Source organism: Marinobacter sp. 1-3A (assembly GCF_016597775.1).
Classification (GTDB): Bacteria; Pseudomonadota; Gammaproteobacteria; order Pseudomonadales; family Oleiphilaceae; genus Marinobacter; species Marinobacter xiaoshiensis.
Genome location: NZ_VCGZ01000010.1, coordinates 58,294 through 76,089 on the forward strand (window position 1 = coordinate 58,294; position 17,796 = coordinate 76,089).

General features: G+C 52.6%; 16 protein-coding genes. 5 read left to right on the forward strand and 11 right to left on the reverse strand.

The features are described 5' to 3' along the window. The first annotated feature begins 45 nt into the window (after positions 1 to 45). From FE848_RS18775 to FE848_RS14980, 3 genes are all read left to right on the forward strand, one after another. On the forward strand, positions 46 to 2,250 hold the full coding sequence (locus FE848_RS18775) for a TonB-dependent receptor plug domain-containing protein (RefSeq protein ID WP_200204662.1): 2,205 nt from the start codon (positions 46 to 48) through the stop codon (positions 2,248 to 2,250). A gap of 71 nt (positions 2,251 to 2,321) precedes the next feature. Continuing rightward, positions 2,322 to 3,266, forward strand: a complete 945-nt coding sequence (locus tag FE848_RS14975; RefSeq protein ID WP_227715379.1) for an ABC transporter substrate-binding protein — start codon at positions 2,322 to 2,324, stop codon at positions 3,264 to 3,266. Beyond that, positions 3,259 to 5,202: a response regulator gene (locus tag FE848_RS14980; protein WP_200204663.1), complete on the forward strand. Its 1,944-nt coding sequence runs from the start codon at positions 3,259 to 3,261 to the stop codon at positions 5,200 to 5,202. Before FE848_RS14975 ends, FE848_RS14980 begins: the two co-directional genes overlap by 8 nt. A gap of 54 nt (positions 5,203 to 5,256) precedes the next feature. On the opposite strand, the gene gorA is transcribed toward FE848_RS14980, so the two are convergent. The 11 genes from gorA to gspE all read right to left on the reverse strand — a co-directional run bounded on the left by gorA (position 5,257) and on the right by gspE (position 15,139). Further along, positions 5,257 to 6,618 (reverse strand): glutathione-disulfide reductase, encoded by a 1,362-nt coding sequence (gene gorA, locus FE848_RS14985; protein ID WP_200204664.1) that lies wholly within the window; start codon positions 6,616 to 6,618, stop codon positions 5,257 to 5,259. Positions 6,619 to 6,644: 26 nt separating this feature from the next. Continuing rightward, positions 6,645 to 7,307: a GNAT family N-acetyltransferase gene (locus tag FE848_RS14990; protein ID WP_200204665.1), complete on the reverse strand. Its 663-nt coding sequence runs from the start codon at positions 7,305 to 7,307 to the stop codon at positions 6,645 to 6,647. Between the two features lie 55 nt (positions 7,308 to 7,362). Continuing rightward, entirely contained in the window at positions 7,363 to 7,893 is a 531-nt protein-coding gene (gene gspM / locus FE848_RS14995) for a type II secretion system protein GspM (protein ID WP_200204666.1), read from the reverse strand. A 4-nt stretch (positions 7,894 to 7,897) separates the two neighbouring features. Beyond that, positions 7,898 to 9,202, reverse strand: coding sequence for a type II secretion system protein GspL (gspL, locus tag FE848_RS15000; protein ID WP_200204667.1), 1,305 nt, complete (start codon positions 9,200 to 9,202; stop codon positions 7,898 to 7,900). Between the two features lie 2 nt (positions 9,203 to 9,204). Next, entirely contained in the window at positions 9,205 to 10,215 is a 1,011-nt protein-coding gene (gspK, locus tag FE848_RS15005; protein ID WP_227715380.1) for a type II secretion system minor pseudopilin GspK, read from the reverse strand. A 6-nt stretch (positions 10,216 to 10,221) separates the two neighbouring features. After that, entirely contained in the window at positions 10,222 to 10,947 is a 726-nt protein-coding gene (gspJ, locus tag FE848_RS15010; RefSeq protein WP_200204668.1) for a type II secretion system minor pseudopilin GspJ, read from the reverse strand. Continuing rightward, the gene (gene gspI / locus FE848_RS15015) at positions 10,944 to 11,345 is read right to left on the reverse strand and encodes a type II secretion system minor pseudopilin GspI (RefSeq protein WP_200204669.1); all 402 of its coding nucleotides are present in this window, start codon (positions 11,343 to 11,345) and stop codon (positions 10,944 to 10,946) included. Before gspI ends, gspJ begins: the two co-directional genes overlap by 4 nt. After that, positions 11,342 to 11,881: a type II secretion system minor pseudopilin GspH gene (gene gspH, locus FE848_RS15020; RefSeq protein ID WP_200204670.1), complete on the reverse strand. Its 540-nt coding sequence runs from the start codon at positions 11,879 to 11,881 to the stop codon at positions 11,342 to 11,344. The genes gspI and gspH overlap by 4 nt, the downstream gene beginning before the upstream one ends. A 3-nt stretch (positions 11,882 to 11,884) precedes the next feature. Further along, entirely contained in the window at positions 11,885 to 12,331 is a 447-nt protein-coding gene (gspG, locus tag FE848_RS15025; RefSeq protein WP_200204671.1) for a type II secretion system major pseudopilin GspG, read from the reverse strand. 84 nt (positions 12,332 to 12,415) lie between these two features. Further along, entirely contained in the window at positions 12,416 to 13,627 is a 1,212-nt protein-coding gene (gene gspF / locus FE848_RS15030; RefSeq protein ID WP_200204672.1) for a type II secretion system inner membrane protein GspF, read from the reverse strand. A gap of 3 nt (positions 13,628 to 13,630) precedes the next feature. Then, a complete protein-coding gene (gspE, locus tag FE848_RS15035) occupies positions 13,631 to 15,139 on the reverse strand; it encodes a type II secretion system ATPase GspE (protein ID WP_200204673.1) in 1,509 nt (502 codons plus the stop codon). Between the two features lie 256 nt (positions 15,140 to 15,395). Between gspE and FE848_RS15040 the strand changes: the two genes are divergently transcribed. After that, a complete protein-coding gene (locus FE848_RS15040) occupies positions 15,396 to 16,049 on the forward strand; it encodes a type II secretion system protein N (protein ID WP_200204674.1) in 654 nt (217 codons plus the stop codon). Between the two features lie 123 nt (positions 16,050 to 16,172). Then, on the forward strand, positions 16,173 to 17,789 hold the full coding sequence (locus tag FE848_RS15045; protein ID WP_200204675.1) for an FAD-binding oxidoreductase: 1,617 nt from the start codon (positions 16,173 to 16,175) through the stop codon (positions 17,787 to 17,789). The last annotated feature ends 7 nt before the right edge of the window (positions 17,790 to 17,796 follow it).

Below are 17,796 nucleotides of genomic sequence, written 5' to 3' on the forward strand. Positions count from 1 at the left end.
AAACGACGTTTTACCTTCTACTCGGCAGATTATAGAACGACACCCATGTCCGTTACGAATTTCGACAAAATCGCCTTTCGGCCCACCGCTTTTTACCGCACAAACGTGGCGGTAATGGTTTTGACGACTGCCGTTTCATTGGTGTCAATGGATACTGCCGCCCAATCCCCGGATGGTGATGCTCAATTGGCTGGCTTCTACGGGTTTAACGACGAGATTCCAGAAGTTTTAACAACCACCCGGCTCAGACAACCCAAAACTCGGGTTCCAGGCACCACGACGGTCATTGAAGGCGAAATGATCCGTGATCTTGGCATTATGAACCTTGTTGAGGTATTTCGGCTGGTTCCCGGCATGGTTGTGGCTGAGGTTGGCAGCAACTCCCCTGTCACCACATATCACGGCACGGTTCATTACGAACAGCGGCGCATGCAGGTCCTGGTTGATGGTCGGACAGCGCATCGCGCAACACTGTCTGACATGGACTGGCAAACCATGCCGGTGCCGCTGGAACTCATCGAGCGAATAGAGGTAAGCCGGGGGCCTAACTCAGCAGCATATGGAATTAACGCCTTTTTAGGCACCATCAACATTATCACCAGAAACCCCGCCGACACCTCTGGTGTCGAGATACGAGCCATTCGGGGCTCCAGAAACTACGTTCGCACCTTTGCCTCGATTGGTGATGCCAATGATAGTTACGACTGGCGGCTTGCCTTTGAGAAGCGAAAATTTGATGGCTTTGATTACCAAAGCGGAGGCCCTGATCCGGAGCCATTTCATGACGGACATAATATCAACTCGTTTAATTATTCTTCCCGCCTGAAGGTAAACTCCGGGTTTAACGCCGATATTCGACTGGGTGTCGTAGATGGAGTAAACGAGCAAGACAAGGACAGAAGCGGAGAACTGGAAGCTGTCGGTCATCCAGATATTGATCTGCGGGACTATTACCTCCAGACGCAGCTTAACTTTACACCCTCAAACAATCACTTCTTTCATATTCTGGCGAGCTTCGAGAACTATGACCGCAGACAGCAGTGGCCCATTGAACTACCGGAAACAGCCGTGGACTGCCTTGCCAATGGTGCCCTCCTTTTTTTAAAGGCCAACAAAGGCCTGTGTTTCCCCGGAAGCCCCGGAGGCATCCCGTTAACGGCGGAAGTTAACGCAGATTCAGAAGACTCCCGGTTTGAACTGGAACTACAAGACACGCTTTTATTTACTGACGATCTTAAGCTGGTAACTGGCATTGGCTTCCGGGAAGACACCTATCGTTCTGAAACCTACTTTAATGGCCGGGGTAACAACCACCAATCCAGGGTGTTTGGTAATCTTGAATACTCACCGACCACCTGGCTCACTTTGAATGGTGGCGGCAATTGGGAGCGCACAACGACAACGGATGAAGGTTATTTTTCACCCCGGGTTGCGGCGAACTTCATCCTTGGCAATAACCACGCACTCAGGTTCGTTTTCTCAAAAGCAGTTCGCACGCCCGACGGGTTTGAGCAAAACCCGGATTATGGATATACACTTAGAAATGTTGAGCCCGCAAAGTATGCGGGATACGAGGGGTACCGGGTAAATAGTACTGATGTATGGAAGCACTACTCCTACGTCACACTCGGGGAAACGCTCAAAGAAGAGACCATAGTATCGAGAGAAATCAGCTACTTCGGGCAGTTTCCTATGGAAACAGGTCAACTGTCCCTGGAGGTTCGCTTATTCAAGGACGAACTCCGGGATATGATTAGCGGCGTTATCCAGTTTAAGGATTGGACCATTGATAACAACGTGGCACTGGATCAGGAGGGCGTTGAAATTGAGGCGTCACTTGAGTTCCCAGGAACAACATTCAGGGCAAGTTATGGCTATCTTGAGCAGGATGGCTGGTATACAGGCCCGGTCATTCGTGATGAAAATGGCAACCCCGACCCAGCTCGCCAGGAATACAATGTTGACTTGCTTGGCCGCATGTCGGCCAGACACTCAGGTAGCCTGGCACTTATTCAGGATCTGCCATTTGGCATCAGGGGCTCTTCCGCATACTACTGGGCGGACAAGTTTCGGAGCTCCCGGTTTGAGCGCATCGATTTCCGCTTGGCAAAGCGGTTTTTTCAACCGCGCTACTCAGCGGAACTTGCGCTCACCATGCAACACTACATAAACGAAGAGCCGGATATGAGCAGCGCCAACAATATTGCGGATCCCAATCAACTCTTCGTTGAAGCGGGTATACGTTTCTGATCGTTAATCAGGGACGATTTCTGGCCTGGGATGGTATGAAACAAAAGGGGCAAGTCATAACACGCGCAGCAATGCAGGCGGCAAAGTCCCTGACTGCAACTGCGTTGCTTTGCACCCTGATAGCAACCACCATTTTCTCCGCCACCCCTACTGCCCTCGCCCAAGACCCTTCACCCGTGTATCTGGCCAGCTCTGGAAACCTGGCTCTGGATAGTCATATCCAAGGCCTCCTTGAACAAACACTCGGCGGACAGCACCAACTGGTGCCTGTTACGGACGAACAAGCGGCGCAGACTGACGACGGCCCAATTGTCACCTTGGGGCCTGGTGCATTTTCACGAATACGACAAGTGAACCGTCAAGCCCCTGTGTTAGCTCTGCTCGTAGAGCCAGATTTCCTGGGCGGTTTCGCTCGCCGCTCATCAGGGCAGATTTCCGGTATCTACCACGGTGCTCCGTTACTCAGGCAAGCACTTATTGGCAAAGCTATTCTCCCTCAAGCTACGCGTATCGCATTGATTGCGACTGCTGGTACGGCAGAGCTATACGATACGCTCATTGATGAACTTCCAGCTTACAACCTCGAGGCACAACTTTTCGTAGTGGATGATGACAAACAGCTCATCTCTACACTTAACAGAGCGCTAAGCTATGGCGATTTTTTGCTGGCTGCGCCAGACCGCACAATCTATAACACCAGAACCATGAAGCACGTTCTGCTTACAGCCTATCGCCGAAACAGAATTGTGATAGGTCCGAGCCAAGCTTATGTCAAAGCGGGTTCCCTTGCCTCTGGCTACGCATCCTTCCCCGCCATGGTAGAGATGGCAGGGGGGCATCTACAGACATTCTTCGAAACCGGAAGGTTTCCAGACCCGGGTTATCCTCCCCAATTTCGGGTTGATATCAACGAACAGGTTGCTCGCTCACTGAACATTCCACTGGCTACACAAGAGCAGATCATCCAAAACGTAGAACTACGCTTAGACAGCCATGGAGGACAAGGTGATGAGTAAGCAGCCCATCAACACGCCTTTGGCTCGCAAGCTCCTACTACTAGGTGCGCTCCCTTCCGTCGTGATGTTCATTACCTTCATGGGCTTTTTTACTTCCGCCCGTCTGGATGACGCCAGGCGCGACCTCTCAGACAGCAATCAGCTCCTGGCTGATACCTTGGCCCCTTCTCTGGAATACGCCGTTGTATCCGGCAACACTCAGGCGCTGCAGGAAATACTTTCCCAGTCGATCCGGCACAGCAGGGCAGACTGGATTCGCGTGGTGGACGTGACCGGCGAACAGATCGGTTACGTCAACTCCCTTGACAGCGAACCCGGGGATAAGTCGAGCGAATTTCAGATATATCAGGCAGAAATACTGCAGAACCCTCTGGAATTTGAAACCGATCGCCCAACGCTGTGGTTTGAGCCCGAGTTTGGCCTCAGTTCCGGAGCGCTGCGGGTCGGCACAGTTATGGTTGGTGTGAGTAGCAACGCCCTGATGGAACGACGAAACGATATCCTCTGGTCGTCGCTAACGGTAGGCTTGTCTTTATTGCTATTCAGCATTCTGATCATAAAGCATACGTTGAATACGATTCTCTCCCCGATTACTGAGGTGTCGGGACGCATCAATCGCCTTATCGAGGGCGATTATCGCTTGAGCAAAGTGAACAGACGTAAAAATTCCCGGGAGTTGGTTGCGATTGAACAGCAGTTAAACCAACTGGCCGAGCATCTTGAATCATTGAAAGCTTCGAGAGATCAGACACTGGCGATATCTGAGCGGGCCCGTGAAAAAGCGGAAACCGCAAGCCAGGCAAAATCCGAGTTTTTGGCAACAATGAGCCATGAACTTCGCACTCCGTTAAATGGAGTCCTGGGCATGATAGATCTTGTTCAGGAAGAAACCCTGAGCCCGAGGCAGCGTGATTTTTTGAAGACCGCAAGGCAGTCAACGGAAGACCTCTTAACAGTTATCAGCGACATTCTTGATTACTCCCATATGGATAGCGGCGGTATCGTGGTAGACCATCAGCCGTTCAATCTGCACACGCTTGTTACAAATTGCGTTGCATCGTATCGCCACTTGGCAGAAGAACAGGGATTAGCATTAACCCTTAACTTTTACGGGGACTGGCCCGAAACACCTATGGTAAAAGGGGATGCACCCCGGATTCGTCAGATTCTCGCGTGCCTGCTTGATAACGCAATCAAATTCACCACCGACGGTTTTGTTAACGTACAGCTAGGGTGCTTTGGAGTTGAGGACGGCTGCATCATTATCAACTGTTCCGTTAGCGATTCGGGAAGCGGTATTCCCAACGGCCGCGTTACAGACATGTTCAGTACTTTCCAACAACTCGAGGGTGGAGATGCCCGAAGTTTCGGTGGCGCCGGTATTGGGCTGTCTCTTGTTCAAAGGCTGGTGGAGCTACTCGGTGGTCATATCCAGGTGGAATCACATCATGGGGAAGGCTCGTCATTTCGATTTGAGTTACCTCTTGAAGTCGCCTCTACAGCAACCTTATCAATTGAACCTGAATCTGTATTACATGTGGAGACACCTCTTTCCAGGCGTGCCTTGGTCGTTGAGGATAACCCGGTAAACCAGCGGGTGGCGGTAGCACTGTTAAATCGTCTTGGATTTGATACGGAAGCCGTCACCAACGGGCAGGAAGCATTGGAAAAAGTTCATGCCAGCCACCAAGGCTTTGATGTCATCCTCATGGACTGCCAGATGCCAGTCATGGATGGCTATGAAACGACACGCTATATCCGGGAATGGGAGACTGCTAACGGTGTTGGCAGAACGCCAGTAATTGCACTAACCGCAGATGTTCTGCCCGGCACGAAACAAAACTGCCATGAAAGTGGCATGGACGACTACCTGTCCAAACCTGTACGGAAGGAAAATCTTCGGGAAGTGCTGGGGCGCTGGGTAACACTGCTGTGAGCAGCCCGAAAAAACAATCGGTATATAAGCCCGTCCCTGGGCCCATGGTATCTATCAGGCGACTGGCTCCCGCATGGTGACGAATTCTTCTGCGGAGGTTGGGTGAATGCCAATTGTTGAATCAAACTGGGCTTTGGTTGCGCCAGCCTTGATGGCTACGGCAAGCCCCTGAGTGATTTCACCTGCATCTGCCCCCACCATGTGTGCCCCCAGAACCCGATCTGTTGCGTCATCAACAACCAGTTTCATCAGGCAGCGCTCTTCACGGCCACTGAGTGTGTATTTCATGGGGCGGAACTCTGAGCGGTAGATTCTCAAGGTATGCCCTGCTTCGCGCGCCTCTTCCTCTGTCAGACCCACTGTGCCGATATTTGGCTGGCAGAAAACCGCAGTCGGGATTGCGGTGTAATCCATCTCGCCCTTTCCGTCTCCGAACATTCTGCGGGACAGAACCATAGCCTGTGCAAGCGCTACCGGCGTTAACTGTGGCGTACCAATCACATCGCCCAGAGCGGTTATTGAGGGCACAGAGGTTTGGAAGTAATCGTCTACAACCACATGCCCAGAGGCATTAAGTTCGACGCCCAACTCAGTAAGGCCCAAGCCATCAACCAGCGCCCTTCTGCCCGTTGCCGCCATCACAAGACCAGTCTCCATGACCTCGCCATTACTGAGTTTGACTCGGTAGTGGGAGTTTTCAGGCTCAACAGATTCAATTGTTACGCCAAACTCGAGCCGAATGCCCTTCTTGCGCATTTCCTGTTCAGTAAATTTGCGAACATCGTTGTCAAACCCTCGAAGGAACAGATCGCCCCGATAAAGGAGCGTTGTCTCCACACCAAGGCCTGCAAGAATACCGGCGAACTCAACTGCAATGTAGCCACCGCCCCAAACAACAGCCTGTTTGGGCAGTTGCGGCAAATAGAACATTTCATTCGATGTAAGAATGCTGTCCTTACCTGGAATATCAGGAACAACTGGCCAGCTGCCCGTTGCAACAGTTATGTGCTTGGCTGAGTATTCCTTATCACCTACGACAACCGTATTCGGATCCTTGATAGATGCGGTGCCTTCAATGATGGTAACGCCAGCGTTCTCAAGCAGGCGGCCATAAATTCCGTTGAGTCTTTCAATTTCAGCATTTTTGTTGGCGACAAGTGTTGGCCAGTCAAAGCTGACGCCGTCCATCGGGATATCCCAGCCATAACCTGCTGCATCCTCAAGGTCGTCGCGAACATGAGCCCCATATACAAACAGCTTTTTAGGCACGCAACCAACGTTAACGCAGGTGCCGCCAAGATAACGGGACTCAACTACAGCTACTCGCGCTCCAAGCCCGGCAGACATACGCGCAAGGCGCACTCCGCCGGAACCGGCACCAATCACAATCAGATCATAATCCAGGCTGTCAGACACGTTGTCTCCTGTTGCATATTACGGCGTTAATTTTGGTTAGCGGCAACCTTGGCTTCCGGATGGATCTCGCGGAACAGTATGTGATCCTCAAAACCTCCAACACGGAGTTTTCCAAGGCTGCGGAAGCCTTCAGATTCATAAAACGGCAGATAACGACTGTTTCCCGTATCGAGGACCAAGCCTGTTCCACGAGGATTTTCTGCGCACAAACGTTGAACGGCTTGTAGCAAGAGCCGCCCGTACCCACGATTCTGGTACTTGGGGTTAACCCCCATCAATGGCAACTGATGAGCCAGTGGCTGAGGTAACATTGCACGTATCCTTTCGTGATAGTGCAGGTATCTGCGAGTAGAGGCAAAACCTGCAGTCAGAACCATGCGAATTCGCCAGCTAAACTGGTTCGCCAGATTCAACCTCAGATCCGGATCGCCGATAAACGCCACAGCGACCAAGGTATCATTAACCATCACGCCGACCGATTCCTGATTCAGATCAAAGTACAAATCAACCAGCTCACGAACGGTTGCCCGAACGCGCTGCTTATAACCGGGTTTACGATGATTAAACAGGTATTGGAACGTTGGCTCATCCCGGTAGGCATCATACAGAATCGATCTGGCTTCATTCAAAGCACTGATGTCTAACCGAACAATAACCGGATCCGACTCTTTTTTGTTATCGCCACTCATATTTTTGCTCCTGCCCCTGTCCGGCGAGACCACTCCGGAACCAAGTTATTCAGAATCAGATTGCCAATGTCAGGCGAACAGACACCTTGCCTGGCTCGTTACCACGATCCAGCGCAGCCTGGTCTATCACAACCCCGTGTTTGCCATTGAGAATTTCTAGCCATGCCGCAACGTCTGAGTAAGGAGCGGCTTCCAACCAAACCCGAATGGCGCTGTCACCGCTAGGTTCAAAGCGCTGCAGCGTAAGGCCGGAATCCCTAGCCGAGCGGGTTACCAAGCCCATCAGTGCGCGGCCGTCGGCCGGTACATCTCCGGAGGTTGCTGCCGGTTTACTGCCACTGCTGCCCAAGCGTCGGATAACTGGCTCATTGGCTTGAATCCAGGCGACCAATTCGGAAGCATTCTCTTTACTGGCAGCCGCTTTATCGTGAAAGCTGGTAACCGGACTCCAAATTGCGAAATACAGAATCCCGAGAAACACAGCAATCGCCAGAACCACAAGCGCCTGCTGATCACGCTTGGGAAGTTGATCGTACTGTGCAATCAGTTTTCCGACGGCGGGCTGTTCTTTCAGTTTCGTTAGCATGGCCTTAGCCTCCGGATACTGTGAGGCGGCCACGGGCGCCACTGGATTCGTTCACCACTGAGCCTATTTTGGCATCCAGTCCCTGACTCGCAAGGCCATTTCTGAGTGTGCTCAAGCGATCGTAGCTATCTGCCCGCACATCAACCACCAATTCCCCTCGAGACTGACTGTAGTTAATGGAATTAAACGTCACCGTACCTGTGCCTGCAACATTGGAGTATTGCTGGCCGGTGTACTTCATCAGAGTGACAAAGTCAGCACCCGGGCCGTCTGAGCCCGCCATGCGTAACTGGCCTTCAATTACCCGCTTTACATTACCCGCGTGGGTTCTTCGGTCCTGAGGAAATGCACTCCTGTATACCGACATGGCCTGCTGCCGCATTTGGTCAGCTTGTTTCTGGTAGTAAAAGCCCATTCCGGCTTCCAAAGCCAACTGCACAACAAACCAGACTGCCGCGACTGCAATCAGGGGCTTCCAGGGCTTCAACGGACTTGCTTTGCCGCCTTTTACCGAGAAATCACGCTGGCACAGGTTGATGGGGCGACACAAGTGGTGATGGTGAGCGTGGGCAAGCAACTCCAATGGCATCAGTTCCAGCGATTCACGGCGAACGGACAGTCGCCCTGGCACCATGATTTCACCGAGCACAGCCTGCTGTTCGTCAAATTCAGTATCAGTGCCATAGATGACCACGGGGACTTCAGCAACCACGTCTTCAGAAGGTGGCATTGCCAGGGTCTGTGCAAACATTCCAAGGTTGGCCGACTGCATGCTCAGCCACTCCCCACGGAAGCTGGCCATCATTGCCGACTCTCCATCAAGGCAAATAGACCATCCTTCTTCTGTAACCGGGAGCAATGCGGCATCGGGGTATATGGCATCGAGCCTGGTGTGGGGCCAGCCCCTGAAAAGTTCCAGCCATTGGGCCATTCTGTCCCGATCAATCGCTGCGACCCTGTACCCCTCTTGTGTGTGCATGCCCAGCGCCAGATGCACACTGTCTATATCCTGGGCTATCTGCTCTTCTACCGCATAAGGCAGGGCCTGGTTAATAAACCGGCTTTGCTTGGCAGGAATATCCGCCAAACAAAACAGGGCTTCATCACCTGGAATGAGCCCCACAAGCAAAACATCGTCAAGCCCGTTCTGACTCAACGTATGTTCAATGGTACTACGAAAATCACGGCTACCCTGTGCCTGTGCATCACCACCGGCATCATAAAGTACCCAGTTGAAGAGGCGTTCTTCCGGATTTTCTCCAGAGTCCGCAAAGGGCGCTAAGGGTCGCACGTAAAGGCGGTAAGACATGGTTATCCTTCCGAGATGGTGTAGGGTTCTTTGGTAATTCGGTTCTTCTGTCCGGTATCCCTGTGAACCGTCCGGACAATCCCTTCCTGATTACGGAAAACTGTACTCACCATATTTACAACACGGTTATCGTAGGTAATCCGTGAAACAACTTCAAAAAAACGGGTTTGCAAACCCAATCCCACGGGCTTCAGGCCAGATGCGGCAAGCTCCGGGAGTGCGAGAAAATCCTGAAGATTTTCAAATCGCTTTTCTTCACGCTTTTCAACAATAGACTCAGCCTGAGCAGACGACAATTCATCATACAGCGACATCAATACTTCGGCCGTTGCCGTGTTCACATTGATGCCCAACCCATTCACCGGCAAGGCCGTAACATGGGGGCGCAAAGCGACATAGATTTCTTCAGTCATACCTTCTATCAAGCGAAGTTCAGACACGCTCACAAAAGGCTGGTTTGCCGCACGGTAACCTGGCTCTGCCATAAGGTATTGCCCGTCTTCTGCGCCATAGGCACTGATTGTCTGGTCGTCAGGATCTACCCAGTCAACCAGGGCATCCGCAGAAATGCCTGTAATGCCCAGCGCCACAAGCAAACGGGCAAGGCGGTCTTTGGTTATCGGATCCACCTGCCCCTTACCAATAACCAGATCATTCAGGTTAATCCGTCCTCCAAGGTCGTCTATCTGCACCTCTGCTACGCCATTGTTATCGAGGGGCAGGATAGCGGCGTTCTTGGCCCAGAATTCATCCAGGCTGTCGACCATCAGGTTATCTTCTTTATCTTCTTCAAAATCCCTCACCAGAATCTGCCTGGCGAATGCTTCCGCACCCAAGGCAATACTCTGGCCTTGTTGCTGTGCCAGGTAATGGCCGGCTTTGAATACCCGCACATTTTGTTGCTGGCTCATTCCGGATGCCAGTATGACCACCAGGGCCATGGCGAGCAGGACCATAATCAGCGCAACACCCTGCTGGGTGTTCGGGCCCGAATCATAGGAGTGCATAGTCATAACATTCTACCCCCCTTGCCCCGACGTGCCCGCAGCTTCTTCTTCAGCTGCTTTGTCGTTCGCCTGCTTCAACTGGTCCAGAAGACCCTGAGCACCTTCAAGATCGAAGTCGGGCAGCACAAAGGTTCGCACGATCTCACCAAAACGCTCGTGCTCCAGGGTGATTTCTATCGCTAGAGGAAAGGCTATTTCCGGACGTGTACCGGGGCTTAACGAAGCCATGGCTTGTTCCGGGGGCCATTCCGGCTCCCAGCTGTTCTGATCGTTCATAAACCGCAAATCAAAGGCGGTAACGCCATCCAGAAGCAGGAGGTCCTGGCTGTTGTCCTCCTGACCCTGGTCCACAATAGGCCAATAACGCCGCCGCAGTTCACTGCCTGTATATTCCCAGCCAACCCGCTGCAAGCTACTGCGCCTTATCCCGAGGGGATTACGCCAACCGTGCCGGGTCAGCATAAGGGAAAAATCATCTTCGCGACTCGTTAATGCCGGCTTGAAATCACCGTAGATATCTCGTGCGGATCGGTTAACAATCTGCATGATATCCCGCTCCATAAGGAGCATGGCCCGCTGCAGGCCATCGAAGCTTTCGGAAAGCTCATCCACGCGATCTCGGGAAGCGATCACATTATTTAAAACCTGCCAGACGCCGATGCCGATAACCGCAGTGATGCTTATGGCTACCATCACCTCAAGAAGCGTAAAGCCCCGCAGGCCCTTAACGTCTCTCATTTTTGACCTACGAAAGCAGAGAGCGTATGGACCGGGTAAGACTTTGAACTACCGTCCCGGTAACGAGCAACTTCAACTTCTACACGGCGCATTTTAGGTTCGGCGGTGGCCATGACTTTCGTGGTCACTTGCCAGCGGTAAGGGCCGTAGTCTCTATCTTTAGAGTTCTCGGATATGCCTGGCAGGCTTTTATCCAAGCGAATTTCGTTCATGCGATTGTCGGCTAGCCACCCGGCAAGGGTTTTGTCCCGGATGCGCTCATAGCTGGAGATGTACTGACTGGCCACCTCCGCTGAAGCGGTTGCGATCAGGCCGAACACCAGCAGTGCGATCATCACTTCAATGAGAGTGAAGCCTTTGCCGGAATTCGGGAGCTTGGCATGGGTGTGAGGCCTCATCGGTCGCTACCCTCATCGCCGGGTTTGCGCCACTCGATGGGAGAAATGCCATCCGATGCCAAAATGTGGGTGTAGTCCGTCTGGCTACCAATGGTGAACTCAAGTTCAAAAGGCGTGGTTTCGCCACTGGAGAAAAACACCAGATCGGGCCTTAGTTTGTCCTCAACGGACGCCAGCCTCGGTGCGTCACTCTCGATAAACCGGGTGGCAACCAACCAATCCGGGAAGTCTCTGGCTCGGAATATACGCTCCCCTGTAGCTTTCCAGTCGCCGGATTCATCCTGAAACGCAACAAACTGATAACCGTTTTCTTCAAAGAGCAAACCATGCTCGAGATTATTCAACACTGCCTGTTCTGATGCGGTCTGCATTAACAGGTATAGCTCCCGCACTTCATTTTGAAGCTCACGCTGCTGGGAGTTCCCTCCCATGGTAAAAACCGCCAGAGCAGCAAGCAGGCCCACAAGAACCAGGACAACAAGTATCTCAATCAGCGTAAAACCGCTGTCGTTGTTTACTGGCCCTGTGCGCCTCATCAATTAATTGCCGATATTCGATACGCTGATGTCTGCAGCGTCGCCGTCACCGCCGTCCTGACCATCAGATCCTTTGGAGTAGAGGTCGTAGGCGCCATCCCTGCCCGGGCTCACGTACTGAAATTCGTTGCCCCACGGATCCATGGGTACACTTTTCATATAGCCATCGGGGTTCCAGTTCTTAGGTTCAGGGCTACCGCTCGGGCGAGATACCAATGCATCCAGGCCCTGTTGTGTGGAGGGATAATGGCTGTTGTCCAGTCGGTACATGTCCAACGCTCCCGCAAGGTTCTTCAGCTGGGTTTCAGCAATAGTCACCTTCGCCTGGTCACTCCGGCCCATAATGTTCGGCGCCACAACGGCCACCAACAGGCCAAGAATGACCATGACAACCATGATTTCGATAAGGGTGAAACCCCGGCTGGATGTTAGTTTATTCAGTTGTTTCATCGTCTTTACGTCACTCTCTTTATTTTGGTTTAAAAAGGCTAGTTAAAGCGTTGGTTTATATATATTAATTGTCAAGTTTCAGCACTATCCGACAAGATTACTCATATTCAGTATGGGTAGCATTATGGCCATCACAATGATCAGAACGACCACGCCCATAATCAACAGCATCATGGGCTCAAAAAGCCCAACGATGGCGGCAATTTTGGCTTGCAGTGTCTTTTCCTGCATATTGGCGGTGCGCTCCAACATGCTATCCAACTCACCGCTGGCTTCTCCACTCGCAATCATGTGCAACATCATCGGCGGAAAATAGCCGGACTGATCCAATGCCCGATGCAAGGAACCGCCCTCACTAACTTTGCGGGCTGCTTCCCGTAGCTGCTGTCGTAAATAATCATTGGACAGCACCTCGCCCGCAATTCTCATGGCATCCACCAGAGGCACACCACTGGTTGTCAGGATGCTAAGTGTACTCGCATATCGGGCTGTGTTTACCCCGCGAACCATGCCGGAAAACAACGGCAAATGCAGCAGGCGTTTATGAAAACGCATCCGGAATGCCGCTTTGGTTAATGCGAAACGGAACGCCATAATCGCTAAAACCAAAAGAACAAAGACATAGACACCGTAACTGGTAAGAAATTCCGACATAGCCAACATAGCTTGTGTAAGAGCTGGCAATTCTTGGCCCTGCTTGAGAAACACATCAATGATATCCGGCACCACATATGTCAGCAGGAACACCACAATGGCAATCGCCACAAAACTCAGAATAATTGGATAGATTGCTGCCAGCTGGATTTTCTGACGCGCTTCCTGACGGTTCTCGGTGTAATCCGCCAGCCGGTTAAGTACAAGATCCAGATGCCCTGCATGCTCCCCGGCTGCAACGGTTGAGCGGTAAAGGCGCGGGAAGGCTTTCGGAAATTCTCCAAGGCTATCTGCCAACGTATAGCCTTCCATGACTTTCGCACGGATGGCGATGAGCATGCTGCGGATACGTGGCTTTGCGGTTTGCTGAGCCGCAGCCGATAGCGCCTGTTCAATAGGGATACCAGACTGGATCAAGGTTGCCAATTGGCGTGTGACCAGTGCAAGATCTGCAGCGGCTAACGAACCTCCACTGCTTAAGGGGTTAGTCGGGGTGCGCTTCTGTACGGCCGGCTCAACCGCAAGTGGTGTAAGGCCCTTTTCCCTGAGTTGCTGGCGCACAGCACGTGGTGCATCGGCCTCGACTACTCCCTGTCTTTGTTTGCCCTTTGCATCCAGGGCCTTGTATTCGTAGGCAGGCATGGCTTACTGGCCCCGGTGCGTTACACGGAGCACCTCTTCCACCGTGGTAATACCTTCCAGGATCTTCCGGACACCGTCTGAGTGAATACTCGGGCCTTTAATACGGGCTTCGCGCTCCAGATCCAACTCACCCGCACGCTTGTGAATCAAGGCGCTGATCTCCTCAGTTATTTCTACCACTTCATAAATACCAATCCGCCCGCGGTAACCCAGGTGATTACATTCCTCGCACCCTTTAGCCCGGTATATGGTTGGAGGTCTCGAAAAGTCCTGCTGCAAGAATGCACAATGCTCTTCAGTTGGTGTGTAGGCCTCGCGACACTCTTTGCACAGGACTCTTACAAGGCGCTGAGCCACGATTCCAACCAGACTTGATGAAATCAGGAAGGGCTCAATGCCCATATCCATGAGGCGTGTAATGGCGCCTACCGCAGTATTGGTGTGCAGTGTGGATAGCACAAGGTGGCCAGTGAGGCTGGCCTGGACGGCAATTTCAGCCGTTTCGAGATCCCGGATTTCACCAATCATTACCACATCCGGGTCTTGACGGAGAATCGCTCGCAAACCTCGTGCAAAGGTCATTTCAACCTTCGGGTTTACCTGGGTTTGTCCAATGCCCGGCAGGTTATACTCAATAGGGTCCTCAACCGTCAGGATATTGCGACTACGATCATTTATTTCCTGCAATGAGGCATAGAGCGTTGTGGATTTGCCCGAACCCGTCGGCCCTGTAACCAGCAAAATGCCGTATGGCCGGTGAATCAGCTTACGCAGGATTTTCAAATCATCCGGGGCCATGCCCAGAGATTCCAGGTGAATAGCGCCCGCCTGCTTGTCCAGCAATCGCAACACAACCCGCTCACCACTGGATGAAGGCATTGTGGATACGCGAATATCGACTTCACGGCCTGCTACCCTCAGAGCAATCCGTCCGTCCTGCGGTACCCGCTTTTCGGCGATATCCAGCTTTGCCATAACCTTGATCCGGGAAACCAGTAAAGGTGCCAATGCCCGCTTTGGCTGTACAACCTCCCGTAAAACACCATCTACACGAAACCGAACCACCAGGCGTTTCTCATAGGTTTCAATGTGCACGTCCGAGGCACTGCTTTTTACGGCCTCAGTGAGAATCGCGTTGATCAGACGGATTATCGGTGCGTCGTCTTCTTGCTCCAGAAGGTCTTCCGTTTCCGGTACCGAATCGGCAAGGGACGCCAAATCCATATCATCACCAATCCCCTCTACCATTTGCATGGCTTCGGCAGAGTCGTTCTGATACGCGGCATTCAGCGCATGATCAAAGTGATTTGGATCGATGGTCGTAAACCGGGCACGGCCGCCGCTGATGCGGTTGGCTTCTGCCAATGCAGAGTGAGGAGCACCGGGCCTGACCAGAATAACCGGGTTGCCTTCTTCTGAGCGCGTCAGAATTACGCCGTTGCGCTTTGCAAAGGTAAAGGGCAGACGACCCAGCGGAGCATCCTGCGGCTGAAGTTCGGTTTCTGTGGTCAAGGTTGTCCTCGTTATTATCGGGCAATCGGGGTTTTGTGCGCACGCGCACACTCTGAAACCCTTTCTGTTTTATAGGATCAGAGAAGGCTACCACAGGATATAGGCCTGCTGAATAACCCTGTACACTATACTCCCAATAAAAGACGCTATTCTGATAACCTGTGGTACTTTCAGCGTTTTCACGGCAGTGGTTCTCAGCCTGCCTTTAATGATCAACGGTATTTGGCAGCTTGCGAACGTGCATTCAGGACAATCAATGCTCTCTATAAACCCAAAGGTTCCACCCGCACTGGCCATTGTCGCAGGGTTGGCCATGGTGGGCGTTACCGCATGGCAGAGCTATGGGTTCTGGCAAACCCAAAGCAACATTGCCCCACAGGGGAAAACGGCTGTCTCACAACCTCTGGAAGATAAGCGTAATACACCCAAATTACCGCTAGCATCTTTGGAACTGTTTGGCACAGCGCAAATCGGCCAGATCGAAGCTGAAGAAAGCACTGAGGATTTGCCAGAAACCAATCTGAGAATCTTTCTCCGGGGGGTTCTGGCAGCCGACGGCGAATTCCCGGGCAGCGCCCTCATCGAGAATGACAAAAGCAAAACAGATGTTTTTCTTGTGGGCGATGAATTGCCCGGCAACGCCAAACTTCGCTCTGTTCATCCAAACCGCGTAATTCTGGATCGCGGCGGAAAACTGGAAAACCTTTATTTTCCAGAGCCTGACGATCGTTCCGGTATGACCTTCTCCGCCGGTGCGGACGACCTTGACCAAGCTGAAGGTCCAGCCGAGACACCAAGCACTTCCAGCCTGCCCACCCCAGCGACGCCTGCAGCTAATGATCAGCCTCGCCGGGAAGAAATCCGCAAACGCCTTGAGCAACTCAGAGAACGTCTGCGCACCAACGGCTAGCAGATTTCCAGTGTTAGTGTTCATGGCGGCAAATGACACAACCAATGTCGCCATGGGACAGTGTACCCGCCCGATAACTCGATAGAATGAACGCTATTCAATTGATAACGGGAGTGTATGTTGATGCGACGTTGGAACGGTTGGGGCGATGAACAATTCAGCCTGGAGCTTCCCGCACAGGGCCAGGGCTTTCTTTCAGAGCGCATAGGGGCAAGCCAACCTCTGAGTGAAGCCACCCTTGAGTCTGTCTGCGCCAAGGTTCCTGACTCACGTCTTCCGGCTGATGCCACCGTTGACGCCTTGATCGACACCACCCCCGATACTCGTGTTCGCTATTCCCGTGGCCAGAGTCTTGATGACTGGTTAGCCATGCGCAGTGGCGAATTCAAGGTTTTCCCCGATGGCGTTGCCCGCCCTGAAAGCAGTCTGGACGTACAGAAGCTGCTCCAGTATGCACAAGCCAACAAAATCGATGTTATCCCATACGGTGGTGGTACCAGCGTTGCCGGGCACATCAACCCGCTAGCTGGCGACAAGCCCGTACTTACTGTAGACATGGGCAGAATGAACCGCCTTATGGATCTTGACCGGGAAAGCCAGATTGCAACGTTCGGTGCTGGCACTCCAGGCCCACTGGTTGAGTCGCAACTGCGCGCTCACGGCTACACTCTTGGCCACTTCCCCCAGTCGTTCGAACTCTCTACCGTAGGCGGTTGGGTAGCTACCCGCTCAAGCGGCCAGCAATCCCTGCGCTATGGCAGAATTGAACAGCTGTTTGCAGGCGCTCGAGTTGAAACACTGAAAGGCACGCTCGACATTCCATCCATTCCAGCCTCAAGTGCCGGGCCGGACATTCGCGAGATGATCCTGGGTTCCGAAGGTCGGGTTGGGTTGATTACTGAGGTGAAGGTTCGGGTTAGCCGCCTGGCAGAACAGGAAAGCTTTCACGTTGTGTTTTTCCCGGATTGGGACAAAGCGCGCACCGCATGTCGCAAGCTGGTTCAAAACCGCACACAGCTTTCCATGCTGCGCCTCAGCAATGCAATTGAAACAGAAACTCAACTTGCACTGGCCGGGCACCCTCACCTTATCGGCGTGATGGAAAAAGTTCTGTCCCTGCGCGGAGCTGCTGAAGGCAAATGCATGATGACCTTCGGGCTGACTGGCAGCAAACATCAATGTGCCAGCGCCAAACAGGAGGCAAAACGCATCTGCTCGGAGTACAAAGGTGTGTACACCGGTACCCGGCTTGGCAAGAAATGGTCGGAAAAGCGTTTTACCATGCCCTACCTCAGAGAGGCACTATGGCAGCTGGGCTACGCGGTGGACACGCTTGAAACAGCGACCGACTGGGAAAACGTAGACAATCTGCTAGGCCTGATGGAAAACAGCCTTCGCACCAGTTTGCAGAGCCGGGAAGAAAGCAAAAACGAAAGGGCTCATGTATTCACTCATTTGTCGCACTTTTATGGACAGGGCTGCAGCATTTACACAACCTACGTATTCCGGGTTGCAGACAGCTACGACGAAACTCTGGCCCGCTGGAAACACCTGAAGAACACCACCTCTGAACTTATCGTGCGCAACCGTGGCACCATCAGCCATCAGCACGGAGTTGGCAAAGACCACGCGCCCTTCCTGCCGATTGAAAAAGGTGAACTTGGAATGCTGGCGATTCGGTCTTTATGCAACACCTTCGACCCCGAAGGCATGCTCAACCCGAAAACCTTGATCGAATGAGCGGAGC